Raw genomic sequence first — 16,444 nt, 5'->3', positions numbered from 1 at the left:
GGCCGCTGACCGTCTCGCCGCGTTGCTTGCCGGACGACGAACCTTTTAGAAGTTCGTTGAGATGCTTTTCGGTGGCCCTGACATATTCTTTAGCCCTGCCCTATACCGGATCGGTGAAATAAGCAAGGGATGCACGTCCCTGTTCCGGCCTTAGTGCCGCTGCCCCGGCCGCAGGGGTGTGCGCAGGCGGGTGCTCGCCCGACACCAAAATGAGTACTTGGGTTGTAGGAAAAAATCCGACACGGTGTCGGGTGTGCGCCGACAGTGCGAACAGCCGTTTCCTGATTCAAGTTTTTTTACCGGCAGACACAATTACTCACATCAAGTCAGCAGATGTAGCAGCCCGCCAGCACCGCCGACCGATCTCTAGGAGAAACACATGGACAGCGAACAACTCTTGGCCGAAATCCGCGAAGCCAATCTGACCTACCTGATGCTGGCCCAGAACCTGATCCGCAAGGACCGCGCCGAAGCGCTGTTCCGCCTGGGTCTGACCGAAGAGGCCGCCGACCTGCTGGGCATGCTCTCGACCGCCCAGCTGCTCAAGATCGCCTCCACCAACATGCTGCTGTGCCGCTTCCGCGTGGACGACGACCTGGTGTGGAACCTGCTGACCAGCCACAACGTGAAGAAGGTCGACAACGCCACCACGACCCAGCTGCACGCCTCGATCCTGATGGCCGGCAAGTTCGCCGAGTCGATGGCCACGTCGGCCCACTGATCCCACCGGACGGAGCACGCACCATGGCCACCGCAAAAAGCATCCTCAACGAGTCGCGCGACATCGCCCGTGCCGTGGCCCTGATCCAGCTCGGTGCCCGCCTGCAGGTGCTGGAGTACGAAACCAGCCTGTCGTACGAGCGCCTGCTGCGCCTGTACAAGGAAGTGGCCGGCAAGAGCCCGTCCAAGGGCCAGCTGCCCTTCTCGACCGACTGGTTCCTGACCTGGCAGCCCAACATCCACGCTTCGCTGTTCCTGAACATCCACGAGTACCTCTCCAAGACCAGCGAGCTGGAAGAGATCGACACCGTGATCAAGGCCTTCCGCCTCTACAGCGAGCAGATGCAGGCCAGCGCCATCGAGCCCCTGCTGTCCGTCACCCGCGCCTGGCGTCTGGTGAAGTTCGTCGACAGCGGCATGCTGACCCTGACCAAGTGCTCCTGCTGCGGCGGCCACTTCGTGACCGAGCCCTACGAGAACGCCAAGAGCTTTGTCTGCGGGCTGTGCGAGCCGCCGGCCCGCGCCGGCAAGGGCAGCGCCTCGGGCGGCTTGCGCCTGCACTGAACGGGCTCTCCGTTCAAACCCTGAAAAGGACCCGTCTGCGGGTCCTTTTTGCGTTTCTGGCGGACCTCAATCGCCCCTAGAGTTGGACCGATAGGAAAGACAGTCGTTGGGGCCGTCTGCTCCAGGTTCCGCTTCAACTCAGGGTTCGGTCCATGTTCGTCATCATCGGCTTCGTGATCTCGATGGTCTGCATCTTCGGCGTGTTCATCATGCACGGGGGCAACATCGGCGTCGTGCTCACGGCGCTGCCGTTCGAGCTGATCACCATCTTCGGCGCCGCCACCGGCGCCTTCCTCATCAACAACCAGATGAAGGTGGTCAAGGCCACGTTCAAGGGCTTCGGCCAGTGCTTCAAGGGCAGCCGTTTCACCAAGGCGCGCTACATGGAGCTGCTGGCGCTGCAGTTCGACATCCTGCAGAAGGCGCGCAAGGAAGGCCTGATGGCCATCGAGCAGGACGTGGACAACCCCGAGCAGTCGCCGCTGTTCAAGAAGTACCCGGTGATCTCGGCCGACCACCACCTGGTCGAGTTCATCACCGACTACCTGCGCATGATGGTCTCGGGCAACCTCAATGCCCACGAGATCGAGTCGCTGATGGACGCCGAGATCGAGACCCACCACCAGGAGGCGCACGCCCCGGTGGCGGCCATCGCCCGCCTGGCCGGTGCGCTGCCGGCCTTCGGCATCGTGGCCGCGGTGCTGGGTGTGGTGAACACCATGGGTTCGGTGGGCCAGCCGCCGGCGGTGCTGGGCGGCATGATCGGCTCGGCCCTGGTCGGCACCTTCCTGGGCATCCTGCTGGCCTACGGTGTGTTCGAACCGCTGGGCGGCCTGCTGGAGCAGAAGACCGAAGAGGCCTCCAAGGAATTCGCCTGCGTCAAGACCACGCTGCTGGCCTCGATGCAGGGCTATGCGCCCTCGACGGCGATCGAGTTCGGCCGCAAGGTGCTGTTCTCCGATGTGCGCCCTTCGTTCTCTGAGCTCGAGAACCACGTCAAAGGGAAGAAGTGATGGCCGACGGCAAGAAGCTTCAGCCCATCATCGTCAAGCGCGTCAAGAAAGGCGCGCACGCTGCGCACGGCGGTGCGTGGAAGATCGCCTACGCCGACTTCGTGACAGCCATGATGGCCTTCTTCCTGCTGATGTGGCTGCTGGGGTCCACCTCCTCCGGCGACCTCAAGGGCATCGCCGACTATTTCTCCAACCCGGTCAAGGTCACGCTGCTGGGCGGCAGCGGCACCGGCAACAGCGACTCCGTGCTGCCCGGCGGTGGCCAGGACCTCTCGCGCCGGCAAGGCCAGGTCGACACCGGCGACGCCGAACGCGCGGCCAAGCTCATGGGCGCGCAGATGGCGCGGGCCGAGCTCGCCCGCCGGGACGCCCTGCGCCTTGACGCCCTGCAGACCAAGCTCAACGAGCTGGTCGAGAACAACCCGGCGCTGTCCGAGTTCAAGTCGCAGATCCGCATGGAGAAGACCGCCGACGGGCTGCAGATCCAGATCGTCGACGACCAGAACCGCCCCATGTTCGACGTCGGCAGTGCCATGGTCAAACCCTATATGCGCCAGATCCTGCGCGAGATCGGCGGGGCCATCGGCGACATCGACAACCGGCTCGCCCTCTCGGGCCACACCGACGCCACGCCCTACGGCAGCGGCGACCGCGGCTACAGCAACTGGGAGCTGTCGGCCGACCGCGCCAACGCCTCGCGCCGCGAGCTGGTGGCCGGCGGCCTGCCCGACAACAAGCTCGCCCGTGTCGAGGGCCTGGCCTCCAGCCGGCTGCTGGACGTCAACCAGCCCGACGCACCGATGAACCGGCGCATCAGCATCCTGGTCATGACCCGCGAGGCCGAGGAGCGCATGGCGCCCATCGGCGACGGCACCGCGCTGCGCCCGCCCGCCACCGAGGCGCCCGCCGGGCCTGCCGCAGGGGCCGTGCCGGCGCCACCGGCCGGTGCAGAAACGGCCGTTCCCCAGGCCGAACCGCTCGTCGCGCCGGTGCGCCAACTGCCGCTGGGGCTGCCCGATCTTCAGAAACTGGCAGAAGTGCCGAAACCCCGGGAAGAGGCTGGGCCAGTCAAGCCCCGCTAACCGCCACTGTTTCCTGACAGGAGACCCCACCATGTCCACCCCGATGAAATTCCTGATCGTTGACGACTTCTCCACCATGCGCCGCATCGTGCGCAACCTGCTCAAGGAGATCGGTCACGCCGACGCCGACGAGGCGGAAGACGGGGTGATCGCGCTCAACAAGCTGAGGAACGGGTCCTTCAACTTTGTCGTCAGCGACATCAACATGCCCAACATGAACGGCTTCCAGCTGCTGGCCGAGATCAAGAAGGACGAGGCGCTCAAGCACCTGCCGGTCCTGATGGTGACGGCCGAGGCGCGCAAGGAAGACATCGTGATGGCCGCACAGGGCGGCGCGGCGGGCTACATCGTCAAGCCGTTCACCAAGGCCACGCTGGAAGACAAGCTCGCCAACATCTTCAAGAAACTCGGCCTCTGAGCCCAGCGGGAGTTCCCATGTCCACCAGCAACAGCCCGGGCAATCCGGAAATGTTCCAGCAACTGGGCTCCATCACGCGCCAGCTGCACGACGCCCTGAAGGAACTGGGGTACGCCGACAAGCTCAAGGGCACGGTCGACCAGCTGCCCGACGCCCAGAGCCGGCTCTCCTACATCGCCCGCCTCACCGGCGAGGCGGCCGAGAAGGTGCTCAACCACGTGGACGGCGCCAAGTCCGAGCAGGAGGCCATTGCCGAACGCGGGCGCCAGCTGACCTCCACCATTGCCGGGGTGCCGGGTCTGGCCAGGGCCATGCCCGAGCTGCTGAGCTGGTCCAGGGACGTGGTCGAGCTGAGCGAGAAGAGCGACGCGCGCCTGACCGAGATCATGATGGCGCAGGACTTCCACGACCTCACCGGTCAGGTGATCAACCGGGTGGTGCAGCTGGCCGCCACCATCGAGGAACAGCTGCTGGCCCTGCTGCTGCAGTCGGCGCCCGCCGGCGCCCCGGGCCAGGACAAGGCCTACGACATGAACGCCCTGGAAGGGCCGGTGGTCGACGCCGAAGGCCGCACCGACGTGGTGGCCGACCAGAAGGACGTCGACGATCTTCTCGCTTCCCTCGGATTCTGAGTTTTCAGTTTTCGCGCTGGGGGAATAGGGCGGTGCTTCACCGCCTTTTCACGCATTCATTTCGGGGGCCGACTTCCACAATCTGACTCAAGTTTTCCTGAGTCAGACCGATGTCCTCCTCCCAAGACAAGAACCTGCCGGCCACCGCGCACCGCCTGAAGAAGGCGCGCGAGGAGGGCCAGCTGCCGCGTTCGAAGGAGCTGTCCAACCTCGCGGTGCTGGGCGGGGGCGCGGTGCTGCTGATGCTGCTGCTGCCGATGGGCTTTTCCCGTCTGCAGGTGGCACTGGCCTCGCAGCTGCGCTTTGACCACGGTGCCCTGCTGCAGCCCCAGCTGCTGATCGAGCGCCTGCACGACAGCCTGGGCCTGGGCCTGGTGGTGTTCCTGCCGCTGGGCGTGGCCACCCTGGCGCTGGCCGTGTTCGCCGCCTTCGCCTCGGGCAGCTGGACGCTGACCACCCACACCATGGCCCCGGACCTGACCCGGCTCAGCCCCCTCGCCGGGCTGGGGCGCCTGTTCTCCAAGCAGCAGCTGTTCGAGACCGTCAAGCTGGCGGTGATGACCGTCATCGTCGGCTTTGTGGGCTGGAAGTTCCTCTCTTCGCACATCGCCGGCTTCGCCAGCCTGCTGCTGCAGCCGCTGGAGGGCGGCCTGGGCCAGCTGGCGCAGTGGATGCGCACCGGCGTGGGCATCCTGCTGGGGGTGGTGACGCTGTTCGCGCTCATCGACTTCCCGATGCAGAAGTTCCTGCACGCCCAGCGGCTGCGCATGTCGCGCGAAGAGGTCAAGCAGGAACACAAGCAGAACGAAGGCGACCCGCACGTCAAGGGCCAGCGCCGCCGCCGCCAGCGCGAGCTGGCGCACCGCATGAGCATCGGCGCCGTGCCCAAGGCCGACCTGGTGGTGATGAATCCGACCCACTACGCGGTGGCGATCCAGTACGACGACGCCACCATGAGCGCGCCGCGCGTGATCGCCAAGGGCGCCGACCTGCTGGCCCTGCGCATCCGCGATGTGGCCAAGGACCACAAGGTGCCGGTGCTGCAGTCGCCCATGCTGGCGCGCGCGCTCTACGCCCACGCCGAACTCGACCAGGAAATCCCTTCCGCCCTCTACACCGCGGTGGCCCAGGTGCTGGCCTACGTCTACCAGCTAAAGGCCGCGCTCGCCGGCCGTGGCGCCATGCCCGGCGCCGCGCCCGATCCGCAGGTGCCGCCCGAACTCGATCCGCACTGGAAGCAACCGCCGACCCGGGGAGCCGCTGAATGAACGCCCAAATGAAATTCCTGCAACAGTGGTTCGGCCGCCACGCCGCGCTGGCCCAGGGCCTGGCCGCCCCGATGCTGGTGGTGCTGGTGCTGGCCATGATGGTGCTGCCCCTGGCCCCCTGGGTGCTGGACACCTTCTTCACGCTGAACATCGCGATCGCGCTGGTGGTGATGATGGTGGCGGCCTACATGCGGGCGCCGCTGGACTTCTCGGTCTTCCCCACCGTGCTGCTGCTGACCACGCTGCTGCGCCTGTCGCTGAACGTCGCCTCCACCCGCGTGGTGCTGATGGAGGGCCACACCGGCCCCGGCGCCGCCGGCGCGGTGATCGAGGCCTTCGGCCACTTCCTGATCGGCGGCAACTTCGCGGTCGGTTTCATCGTGTTCGCCATCCTGGTGGTGATCAACTTCGTGGTGATCACCAAGGGCTCGGAGCGCATTGCCGAAGTCTCGGCCCGCTTCACCCTGGACGCCATGCCCGGCAAGCAGATGGCCATCGACGCCGACCTGGGCGCGGGCCTGATCAACGAGCAGGAGGCCAAGCGCCGCCGCGCCGAGGTGGGCGAGGAGGCCGAGTTCTTCGGTTCCATGGACGGTGCCTCCAAGTTCGTGCGCGGCGACGCCATCGCCGGCATCCTGATCCTGTTCATCAACATCATCGGCGGCCTGATCATTGGCATGGTCCAGCACGGCCTGTCGGCCGGCGAGGCGGCCGACAGCTACATCCTGCTGGCCGTCGGCGATGCGCTGGTCGCCCAGATCCCCGGCCTGCTGATCTCGGTGGCCGCCGCCATGGTGGTCTCGCGCGTGGGCAAGGAACAGGACCTGGGCGTGCAGATGGTCGAGCAGATGTTCATGTCCTCGCGCGTGCTGGGCATCACCGCGGGCGTGCTGTTCCTGCTGGGCGTCGTTCCCGGCATGCCGCACCTCGTGTTCCTGGCCTTTGCCGCGGCCATCGGCGGCCTGGCCTGGTGGCGGCTGCAGGAAGAGCGCCGGCCCAAGCCCACCGAGCAGCCGGCCGCCCCGCCGAGCGACGGCGAAGCCACCTGGGACGACCTGCAGCCGGTCGACCTGCTGGGCCTGGAGCTGGGCTACCGCCTGATCGCCATGGTCGACAAGAACCGCCAGGGCGACCTGCTCACCCGCATCAAGGGCGTGCGCAAGAAGTTCGCGCAGGAGGTGGGCTTCCTGCCGCCGGCCGTGCACGTGCGCGACAACCTCGAACTGCGGCCCAGCGGCTACCGCATCACCCTGCGCGGCGTGGTGGTGGGCGAGGGCGAGGTCTTCCCCGGCATGTTCCTGGCCATCGACCCGGGCGGCGTGGGCACGCCGCTGATCGGCACCCCCACCAAGGACCCCGCATTTGGCCTGCCCGCGCACTGGATCGACGAGAAGCAGAAAGAGAACGCGCAAATGGCCGGTTTTACGGTGGTTGATTCCGAGACCGTGCTGGCGACCCATCTTTCACACTTGATGCAAGTCCAGGCCGCCAAGTTGCTGAGCCGGACGGAGACCCAGGACCTGGTCGAACACGTGACCCGCCTGGCCCCGAAACTGATCGAAGAGGTCGTGCCAAAAATGGTCCCCGTCGCCACCTTCCAGAAAGTGCTGCAGCTGCTGCTGGAAGAGTCGGTGCACGTGCGCGACATCCGCACCATCATCGAATCCCTGGCCGAACACGCCGGCAGCACCTCCGACCCCGTCGAGCTGGCCCGCCGTGTGCGCACCGCGCTGTCGCCGGCCATCGTCCAGCAGATTTACGGCGGTTCGGTCAAGGAACTTGAGGTCATCGCGATCGAACCCGGCCTGGAGCGCCTGCTGATGCAGGCGCTGACCGGCAACGGCGCCGGCGCGCTGGACCCCGGTGTGGCCGAGACGCTGAGCAAGTCGGCCGCCGAAATCGCCAACCGGCAGGAAGAGCGGGGCGTGCCCGCCTGCCTGCTGGTGCCCGACGCCATCCGCACCGCGATGGCCCGCCTGCTGCGCCGCGCCGCGCCGCGCCTGCAGGTGCTCGCCCACAGCGAGATTCCTGAAACCCACCTTATCCGTATCGGCCCGATTCTTGGGGAGCTTGCAGCATGAACATCCAGCGATTCACCGCCCCGACCTCGCGCGAAGCCATGGCCAAGGCCCGCCAGGCCTTTGGCGACAGCGCCGTCATCCTCTCCAGCCGCGCCACCGACGGGGGGTTTGAAGTGATGGCCGCCGCCGAAGAAAGCCTGGCGCCCGTGGCCCAGCCCGGGTCGCTGGCCAGCCGCGCCGAGGAGCGCATGCCGGCCATCCGCACCCGCCGCGCCGATCCGCCCGCCTTCCGCGACTCGGTGCAGGAAGACACCGAGCAGATGGCCATGAGCACGCTCTCGTTCCAGGAGTACGTGCGCGAGCGCATGCTGCGCAAGCGCCGCGCCGCCATGGACGGCGAGGGTGCCGGGGACAGCGCACCGGCCGCCCGCGAGAGCGCCGCGCCCCGCGCCCCCGCCGCCCGTGTGCAGGCCCCGGCCGAGCGCCCCGCGCCGGTCCGCCTGGCCATGCCGCAGGCCCCGATGGCCACGCCCGAGCCGGCCCCGATCCGCACCCGTCCCGCCGCACCGGCCCCGGCCTGGTCCGACAGCGAGGACCTGCAGCAGCGCGCCGCGTCGGCCAGCGAAGGCCGCATGGCGGTGGAGCTGTCGGCGCTCAAGGACATGATCGAGGAGCGCTTCAACACCCTGGCCTGGCTCGGTTCGTCCAAGCAGAACCCGATCCAGTCCACGATGATGCTCAAGCTCATCCGCGCCGGCTACTCGCCCGCGATCGCCCGCGCCGTGCTCGAACGCATGCCGGCCGACACCGGTGCCAGCCAGGCCGTGCGCTGGGTGATGGACACGCTCACGCGCAACCTGCGCACCGCCACACCGGGCAGCGGCCTGTGCGACGAGGGCGGCGTGGTCGCCCTGATCGGCGCCACCGGCGTCGGCAAGACCACCACCGCCGCCAAGCTCGCCGCCCAGTGCGTGCGCCAGCACGGCGCCGCCAGCGTCGGCCTGATCACCCTGGACACCTACCGCGTCTCGGGCTACGAGCAACTGCGCGCCTACGGCCGCATGCTCGGCGTCGTCGCCCACCTGGCGCACGACCGCGCCGCGCTCAAGGACCTGCTGGACCTGCTGTCGAACAAGCGCATGGTCATCATCGACACCGCCGGCCTGGGCCAGCGCGACCAGCGCATCCAGGAAATGCTGGACGTGCTGGACATGCCCTCGGTCAAGAAGGTGCTGGTGCTCAACGCCGGCTCCCACGGTGACACGCTGGACGATGTGCTGACCTCGTTCAAGTCCAGCGGTCTGCACGGCGTGGTGCTCTCCAAGGTCGACGAGGCCGTCAAGCTCGGCCCGGCCATCGACGCCCTGGTCCGCCACCAGGTGGTGCTGCGCGGCGTGGCCAACGGCCAGCGCGTGCCCGAGGACTGGCAGAACCCCGACGCCGCCACCCTGGTGCGGGTGGCCATGGGCACCGAGGGCAAATCGGCCTACGACCCGGTCGCCACCGACATGGGCTTCTACTTCTCTCAGGCCTCCTCGCGCGGCATCCAGCTGGGGGCTGGCCATGTTTGAAGCCGGCCTCGACCAGGCGGCCGGCCTGCGCGCCCACACGCTGCGCCAGGGCCCGGCCCTGCTGGCGGTGGCCAGCCCGGCCCAGCCCGCCCTCGCCTACGAACTGCTGTGCCACCTGTCGGCGCAGCTCAGGGCACAGGGCCGCCTGCCGGTGATCCTGGATGGCACCGCCACCGAAACCGCCGAACGCCGCAGCGGCGACGGCAGCCACCCGGGCCTGCTGCACGCGCTGAACGACCCCGCGATCTCCGGGCTGGGCCATCCGGCCGACGGCCACGAGTGGCTGGTGATGCCCGCCGCCCAGGGCCTGCGGGCGCTGCAGCGCACCGCGCTGACCGCTGGCGGCACCGTGGCGCTCTCGCGCCTGCTGGCCCCCTTCACCAGCGGCACCCTGCTGCTGTTCTTCGCCCCCGCCCACGAGCTCTCGCCGCTGTGCAGCGACCTGCAGGCGCGTGTGGTGGTGCCGGTGCTGCCCCACCCCCAGGCGGCCATCGACGCCTACGGCGCGGTCAAGCTGCTGCACATGGCCGGTGCCCGCCCGGTGCTCGCGCCCATGGCCAGCGCCGACCCCGGTCAGGCGCCGGACACCGTGCTGGCCACGGTCTGCGACTGCGCGGACCGGCACCTCGGCCTGGACCTGGAGCGCTGGAGCGAGCCCGTGTGGGCCGCCTGCGCGCAGGAACACGCCCTGACCCGGCCCCAGCGGCTGGACACCTTCCACGGTCTGCGCGACAACCGGTTTGCCGCCACCGGGCCGTCCCCTGTGGGCGCGATGCCCTCACTCTGGAGTTGAACGACATGTACACCGCCAAAGGCACCCTCAACCGGGACGACCAGTTGCGCAAGTACAGCCCGCTGGTGCGCCGCCTGGCCCATCACATGATCGCCAAGCTGCCGCCGAGCGTGGAGGTCGACGACCTGATCCAGGTCGGCATGATCGGTCTGACCGAAGCCATCGCGCGCTTCGAGCCCTCGCAGGGCGTGCAGTTCGAGACCTTTGCCAGCCAGCGCATCCGCGGCGCCATGCTCGACGAGCTGCGCGAGGGCGACTGGATGAGCCGCGGCTCGCGCAAGAGCCAGAAGGACATCGAGCAGGCCGTGCACCGCCTGCAGCAGAAGCTGCACCGCGCGCCGATGGAGAGCGAGATCGCCGCGGAGCTGGGCATGAGCCTGGCCGACTACCAGCACATGCTGGCCAAGGTGCGCGGCACCCAGCTGGTCTACCTGGAAGACATCAGCGGCCGCGACGACGACGACGAAGGCTTCCTGGACCGCCACATGGGCGACGATGAGGCCGACCCGTCGAGCCTGCTGCAGGACCAGCGCATGCGCATGGCCCTGGTGGAGGCGATCAAGAACCTGCCCGAGCGCGAGCAGCACATCATGTCCATGTACTACGAGCACGACATGAACCTCAAGGAGATCGCGGCCGTGCTGGGGGTCACCGAGTCGCGCATCTGCCAGCTGCACAGCCAGTCCATCGCCCGCCTGCGCACCAAGCTGCGGGAGCACTGAGCCGACCGCTCGCCACCGCCAAGGACCCCCATGTTCGAAGCCGAATTCCCCCGCCTGAACCGCATCGAGCAGCTGCTCCAGAGCGGCGACCACGCCACCCTGGAGACCCTGGTCATCGAAGAGATGCCCAAGGGCCTGCTGAGCGAGCCGACGCTGGACGCCGCCCGCGTGCTGCGCCGGAACGCCACCGTCGTCTTCCTGGCCTCGCTGGCGGTCGAGAACCTGCCCAAACCCTTCCGCTTCCAGGCCTGGCTGGCGGTGTACCAGTCCATCGTGCGGGGTGAGCCCACCGCCGAACTCGGCACGCTGCCCGGTCGCCATCCGCTGCGCCTGATCACCGAGGTGGTGGTCCGGAAGACCGCGATCGATGCCGCCGCGCTGAAAAAAGGCCACGGGCCCCTGGACGACTGGTGCCACGCCGCCGAACTGGCCATCGACCAGCTGCGCCTGGACCTGGTGGAGCAGATCGTGCGCGAACTGGTGCGCCGCAAGCCCGGCGTGCAGGACTGGCTGCGCTTCACCCAGGTGCTCATCTCACGGCACAACCACATTCCCCAGACCGCCGACACCGGCGCCCTGGCCCGCGCCTACAGCTGCATCCGCGACCACCTGATCGCTCGCCAGCCCGCGGTCGACAAGGTGCGCAGCCGTCTGGCGCTGTACGTCAGCCAGTGCCACTTCAAGGCGGGCAACTACTCCGCTGCCATCGAGGCGGCCCAACTCGTGACGGCGGAGAAACAGCGCATCCACGCCGCCTTCGACATCTCGCGCTCGCACTGCTTCCTGGGTGACCTGGACCAGGCACTGGTCTGGCTGGACCGGGTGGTTGAGCTGATCTGTGCACCGCAGGGTCCGGCCCAGACCGCCCAGCCGGAACATCCGATCCGCACCGGCAAAGCATCCCCATCGGCCAAAAGGTCGCGAACCTTCGATCCGCAGCAGGCCTCCAGGGCACTGGTGGCCTTGCAGAATGCGCTGGAACCCGTCGGCAAGAAGGCCTTTCTGGTGTCGGGCACGCTGTTGGGGTTTCACCGCGAAGGCGGTCTGCTGGCGCACGACAAGGACATCGACGTCGGCATCATCGGCTGGGAAGACCAGTACGAGGTGGTCAACGCGCTGCTGCAGAGCGGCCAGTTCGGCATGGACCTGAGGCGCCTGCACGGCCGCAAGACCTACCACATTCCGGTGCGCCACATCGGGACCGGGGTGTGCATCGACATCTTCGTCTACCACGAGGAGGGCGGGAAGCTGGTGACGGGTGTCCAGTCCGACTTCGGCTACCTGCAGAAATTCGCCTTCACGCCCTTCGGTCTGCACAAGACCGGCTTCCTGGGCATCGAGTTCTACGTGCCCGACGACATCGAGCGCAACCTGGCCGAGAACTTCGGCAACTGGCGCCAGTCGGACCCCGACTACATCTCGCACCTGCAGTCGCCCTCGACCGTCGATGTCGGTGGCAAGGTGTTCCAGATCGTCGGCCGCATCCGCGCGCTGGAGGCGATCAACGAGGGCAAGCTCGAGAAGCTCTCGCGCGTGATCCAGATCATGACCGAGCACCAGGACCGCCCCGGCGGCATGTCGGCGCACACCCTGGAACTGCTCCAGACGGCCTACGACCAACGAACCGTTGCAGAGGTGGCGTGATGAACGATTTCGCTTTTGTCCTGCTCGCCGGTGGCAGCGGCACCCGGCTCGATTCCCCGATTCCCAAGCAGTTCATCCGCGTGGCCGGCAAGACCATCGTGGAGCACAGCTTCGAGGCCCTGCACAGCTACGCGCCCGAGGCGCGCATCGTGATCACAGTGCCGGCCGACGCGCTGGAGATGGCGCGCAAGCTGTTCAGCGGCACCAGGGCCGAGGTCATCGTCGGTGGTTCATCGCGCCAGGCCTCGGCCTGGGCGGCGCTGAAGTACCTGCGCGCCGATCCGCCGAAGAACGTCATCCTGCACGACTCGGCGCGGCCCTTCCTGAGCCACCAGATCATCCACGACGTGGTCGACGCGCTCGAATCGCACGAGGCGGTGGATGTGGCCATCAAGACCAGCGACACCATCATTGTCGAGCGCGACGGCTTCATCCAGAACATCCCCAGGCGCGACCACATCTACCGCGGCCAGACGCCGCAGGGCTTCCGCTACGGCGCCCTGGTCAAGAGCTACGAAGAGATCGGCCCCGAGAAGATGGGTGAGTTCACCGACGACTGCGGCATCTACATGGCCTGCCACCCGATGGGCCAGGTGCGCATCGTCAAGGGCAGCTCCGAGAACATCAAGATCACCGACTCGGTGGACTTGGTGCTGGCCGACGAGCTGTTCCGCATCCGCCAGCAGCAGCTCGCGCCCAACCTCAACGGCCTGGACCTCAAGGGCAAGCACTCGGTGGTGTTCGGCGGCAGCGCCGGCATCGGCAAGGCCATCGTGCAGATCCTCGAAGAAGCCGGCAGCACGGTGCACAGCGTCTCGCGCCGCACCGGCTGCGACATCGCCGACCACGACCAGGTCGAGGACACCTTCGAACGCCTGATGAACGAGTGGGGCCGCATCGACCACGTGGTCAACGCCGCGGGCCTGCTGATCAAGAGCCCGCTGGAGCAGCAGTCGCCCGCCGACGTGGCCCAGCAGGTGTCGGTGAACCTGCTCGGCTCGCTCAACGTCGCGCAGTGCGCGCACGCGCCGCTCAAGGAGTCGCAGGGCATGCTGCTGCAGTTCTCCTCGTCCTCGTTCACCCGCGGCCGCGCCGACTACTCGGCCTACTCGGCCTGCAAGGCGGCCATCGTCAACCTGACGCAGGCGCTGTCGGACGAATGGAAGGACGACGGCATCCGCGTCAACTGCATCGTGCCCGGCCGCACCGACACCGGCATGCGCCGCAGCAACTTCGCCGGCGAGGACCAGCGCACCCTGCTCAGCCCCTACGAAGTGGCGCTGGCCTCGGCCAAGCTGCTCAGTTCCAGCGACACGGGCGTGATCGCCCGCGTCTGACACCGCAACCATTCATTCCGTACCGTGGAGAACCCCATGAGCCAATGCCCCGTCTGTGGCGGTGAAGAAGACATCGTCGCCCACACCTGCCGCGTCAAGCCGTACCAGGGCAAGACCATGCGCGGCCACCAGTGCCGCTCCTGCGGCCTGATCCGCTACCCCGAGAACCTGGGCAACTACGCCAAGATCATTGCCCGTCAGTCGTCCGAGGCCGCGCTGCGCGAACTGCGCAACGCCAACGACGAGCGCCCGGGCCGCGAGTTCTACATGGCCGAGATGGGCATGGAGATCGTGAGCAAGCACAACGCCAGCGTCAGCTTCTTTGGCTCGGGCCTGAACACCGACCACCTCTGGCTCAAGCGCGCCTACCCCGAGGTGCAGACCAAGCTGGTCGACCTGGAGAACATGCAGGAGGCCGAGAACTTCGAGACCATCGCCGAGGCCACGCCGTCGGACGTGGTCATCGCCTCCGAGGTGATCGAGCACTTCACCGAGCCGGTGGCGCACTTCGAGTCGTTGCTGCGCCTGCTCAAGGACGACGGCGTCCTGATCTGCAGCTCCAACATCTACGACGGCAGCAACATCGCCCTGCACCAGTACCCCTTCGTGCCGGGGCACGTGGCCTACTGGACGCCGCTGTCGCTGATCAAGGTGGCGGCCGACCACGGCTGTTTCGTCGATTTCCGCACCCCCGAAATCGGCCTCACGCGCGGCGGCCCGCGCAAGAAGTACATCATCTTCTACAAGCGCACCGAGACCCTGTTCCGCATGAGCAACTACTTCGGCACCCACATGCACGCGCCGTCCGAGAAGGCGTGAGCCGCGCCGCCCAACGGCGCGGGGCGCGCAACAAAAAACCGGCCTCGGCCGGTTTTTTGTTGGGGAGCGTGAAAGGAAACGGGGTCTGCGCTCAGGCCGACAGGTAGCCGTGGCCTGCGCCACCGGTGGACGGGTTCTGGCCGGCGAGGCGGCCGTAGGTGCCGGTGGCCTGCTGGGGCAGCAGGCTCTGCACCGCGCGCTGGCTCTGGGCCTGGGCGCGCAGCACGGCCTGGCGCAGCAGACCGAAGCGGTGGGCGGCCTGCTGCATGTCGTCGCGCAGGCGGCTGCCGGGCACGCCGAAATCGGCGGTGCGCGGGGCCTTTTTCAGCACATCCTGCACGTGCTGGCTGGCACGTTCGACGGCCGGGGCATCGCCTTGCAGCAGCGCCTTTTCCAGCCCGTCCAGGCCGACCTGCAGGGCGGCAATCCAGGGGTGGGGCGAGGTGCGCTGGGTCATGGCTTGCTCCTGGGGGAGAAAGATCAGCCGCGCTGTGCGCCGGTGTTGGCGCTGAGCATTTCGGCGGCGTTGGACAACATCTTGTCGGCGATGGCCTCGGCGTTGACTTTGAAGCTGCCGTCGGCGATGGCCTGTTTCATGGCCTCCACCTTCTCGGCGTTGAACACATCGCTGCCACCGCCGCTGGACAGGGCCTGCGAGGCGGACGACGACAGGGTCACGGTCACGCCGGCCTGGGGCTGGGCCGTCGCGGCTGCCAGGCCGCCGGCCGCAGCGGCTTCGGCGCCTGCGTTCGGCTTCTCGGCGGCCTTCTGGGGGCCGCCTGCCACGGAGCCGATGTAGGAGTCCGGTGCAGAAGATTCGACTTTCATTTCACTCTCCAGGCCCCGCATTTGGGGCGTTGTGGAATGACTATCGGCTCAAAAGCGGGGGGACTTGAGCCCTTTTTTGTGGAATGCATCACAAAAGTCCCGCCGAATCTGGATAAAAAAGGTTTCACAAACGCACGTCGACCGTCTGGCCGTCGCGCACGGTACCCGTCACGATGCGGCCACCGTTCAGCCGCACCCGCACGCTCTGACCCGGAATGCCTGCGGTCAGGGCCTCGCCACTGACGACGACCTGGAAGCCGGGGCCGACGCTGCTGACCCGCACCTGGGCGCCCGGCCCGAAGGCGGGCACCGGCCGCACCATATTCTGGCGGATGGCCTGGCCAGGCTGCAACGCGTAGGCCGCCTGCTGGCCGACCCAGCGCTCCGGGTTGGCCAGCACCGCGTAGGGCTGCTCCGCCCAGTCCATATCGGCCATCTCCGCGTCGTCCTGAACCAGCACCGTGCCGGCCGGCACCGGGCGCTTGAGCACCCAGCCCGGGCCCCAGGCCTTGACGGTGACCGGCAAGAAGACGTTCCAGCGCACCGGGCCGTCCAGGCAGCGCAGGCCGATCCGGCTGCGGCCCCACAGGCGGGTGCCGGGCGGCAGGTAGGGCTCGATGTGGGTGCAGGGCGTGAGCTTCAGGCGCGAGTCCAGCGAGCCGAACAGGATCTCGGGGCGCAGCGCGCCGCCGCCGTCCGGCCCGGTGACCGAGGCCAGCGCGGGCTGCACCCAGTCGCGTGCCATCTGTTCGAACTGCGCAAATTCGCTCTGCGAGGCCACCACCTGCGCGCGCGCCAGGCCGGTGACCATCAGACCGGCCAGCAGCCAGCCCAGGGCGCGTGAAAGGGAGTGAAGGCAATTTCGCATAGGGCCACTGTAGGTCGGGGGCAGGGCTCGCAAAGGATCGAAATGCGGGTCAAACCTGCGCTTTCTTTCGGCGCTGCCGCCCCTCAAGTTTTCGCACACTTGTCCGCAACCCGGTGCCTTTTCCCGTGGCGCCGCCTTCCGTCC

At 67.8% G+C, this 16,444-nt stretch carries 17 protein-coding genes; 14 read left to right on the top strand and 3 right to left on the bottom strand.

Translation table 11 applies throughout. The annotated features are described in order from the left end of the window. The first annotated feature begins 379 nt into the window (after positions 1-379). The 14 genes from flhD to HPS01S_RS09945 all read left to right on the top strand — a co-directional run bounded on the left by flhD (position 380) and on the right by HPS01S_RS09945 (position 14,604). Complete coding sequence (gene flhD, locus HPS01S_RS10010; protein ID WP_066154856.1) at positions 380-721, top strand: flagellar transcriptional regulator FlhD; 342 nt, start codon at positions 380-382, stop codon at positions 719-721. Between the two features lie 23 nt (positions 722-744). Beyond that, positions 745-1,284: a flagellar transcriptional regulator FlhC gene (flhC, locus tag HPS01S_RS10005; RefSeq protein ID WP_066154851.1), complete on the top strand. Its 540-nt coding sequence runs from the start codon at positions 745-747 to the stop codon at positions 1,282-1,284. A gap of 152 nt (positions 1,285-1,436) precedes the next feature. Continuing rightward, entirely contained in the window at positions 1,437-2,297 is an 861-nt protein-coding gene (motA, locus tag HPS01S_RS10000) for a flagellar motor stator protein MotA (protein WP_066154848.1), read from the top strand. Further along, complete coding sequence (motB, locus tag HPS01S_RS09995; protein WP_084397241.1) at positions 2,297-3,379, top strand: flagellar motor protein MotB; 1,083 nt, start codon at positions 2,297-2,299, stop codon at positions 3,377-3,379. The genes motA and motB overlap by 1 nt, the downstream gene beginning before the upstream one ends. Before the next feature lie 31 nt (positions 3,380-3,410). Next, positions 3,411-3,797, top strand: a complete 387-nt coding sequence (gene cheY / locus HPS01S_RS09990) for a chemotaxis response regulator CheY (RefSeq protein WP_066154845.1) — start codon at positions 3,411-3,413, stop codon at positions 3,795-3,797. Between the two features lie 17 nt (positions 3,798-3,814). Continuing rightward, entirely contained in the window at positions 3,815-4,429 is a 615-nt protein-coding gene (locus HPS01S_RS09985; RefSeq protein ID WP_066154841.1) for a protein phosphatase CheZ, read from the top strand. A gap of 110 nt (positions 4,430-4,539) precedes the next feature. Then, a complete protein-coding gene (locus HPS01S_RS09980; protein ID WP_066154838.1) occupies positions 4,540-5,697 on the top strand; it encodes an EscU/YscU/HrcU family type III secretion system export apparatus switch protein in 1,158 nt (385 codons plus the stop codon). 8 nt (positions 5,698-5,705) lie between these two features. Next, positions 5,706-7,778 (top strand): flagellar biosynthesis protein FlhA, encoded by a 2,073-nt coding sequence (gene flhA / locus HPS01S_RS09975; protein WP_371836594.1) that lies wholly within the window; start codon positions 5,706-5,708, stop codon positions 7,776-7,778. Further along, positions 7,775-9,289, top strand: a complete 1,515-nt coding sequence (gene flhF, locus HPS01S_RS09970) for a flagellar biosynthesis GTPase FlhF (protein ID WP_066154832.1) — start codon at positions 7,775-7,777, stop codon at positions 9,287-9,289. Before flhA ends, flhF begins: the two co-directional genes overlap by 4 nt. Continuing rightward, a complete protein-coding gene (locus HPS01S_RS09965) occupies positions 9,282-10,082 on the top strand; it encodes a P-loop NTPase family protein (protein WP_066154830.1) in 801 nt (266 codons plus the stop codon). Before flhF ends, HPS01S_RS09965 begins: the two co-directional genes overlap by 8 nt. A gap of 5 nt (positions 10,083-10,087) precedes the next feature. Further along, positions 10,088-10,804 (top strand): RNA polymerase sigma factor FliA, encoded by a 717-nt coding sequence (locus HPS01S_RS09960; RefSeq protein WP_066154827.1) that lies wholly within the window; start codon positions 10,088-10,090, stop codon positions 10,802-10,804. A gap of 30 nt (positions 10,805-10,834) precedes the next feature. Beyond that, a complete protein-coding gene (locus HPS01S_RS09955) occupies positions 10,835-12,448 on the top strand; it encodes a LicD family protein (RefSeq protein ID WP_066154824.1) in 1,614 nt (537 codons plus the stop codon). Further along, positions 12,448-13,785, top strand: coding sequence for a bifunctional cytidylyltransferase/SDR family oxidoreductase (locus tag HPS01S_RS09950; protein WP_066154821.1), 1,338 nt, complete (start codon positions 12,448-12,450; stop codon positions 13,783-13,785). Before HPS01S_RS09955 ends, HPS01S_RS09950 begins: the two co-directional genes overlap by 1 nt. A 36-nt stretch (positions 13,786-13,821) precedes the next feature. Further along, positions 13,822-14,604 (top strand): class I SAM-dependent methyltransferase, encoded by a 783-nt coding sequence (locus HPS01S_RS09945; protein WP_066154818.1) that lies wholly within the window; start codon positions 13,822-13,824, stop codon positions 14,602-14,604. 91 nt (positions 14,605-14,695) lie between these two features. On the opposite strand, the gene HPS01S_RS09940 is transcribed toward HPS01S_RS09945, so the two are convergent. From HPS01S_RS09940 to flgA, 3 genes are all read right to left on the bottom strand, one after another. Then, a complete protein-coding gene (locus HPS01S_RS09940; RefSeq protein ID WP_066154815.1) occupies positions 14,696-15,061 on the bottom strand; it encodes a hypothetical protein in 366 nt (121 codons plus the stop codon). Between the two features lie 23 nt (positions 15,062-15,084). Beyond that, complete coding sequence (gene flgM / locus HPS01S_RS09935) at positions 15,085-15,432, bottom strand: flagellar biosynthesis anti-sigma factor FlgM (protein ID WP_066154812.1); 348 nt, start codon at positions 15,430-15,432, stop codon at positions 15,085-15,087. Between the two features lie 124 nt (positions 15,433-15,556). Continuing rightward, on the bottom strand, positions 15,557-16,300 hold the full coding sequence (gene flgA, locus HPS01S_RS09930; protein ID WP_066154809.1) for a flagellar basal body P-ring formation chaperone FlgA: 744 nt from the start codon (positions 16,298-16,300) through the stop codon (positions 15,557-15,559). Positions 16,301-16,444 lie beyond the last annotated feature (144 nt).

The organism is Hydrogenophaga pseudoflava NBRC 102511, from assembly GCF_001592285.1.
Taxonomy (GTDB): Bacteria; Pseudomonadota; Gammaproteobacteria; order Burkholderiales; family Burkholderiaceae_C; genus Hydrogenophaga; species Hydrogenophaga pseudoflava.
The sequence above is the reverse complement of the archived record's forward strand: the minus strand, read 5'-3'. Positions and strand labels throughout refer to the sequence as shown.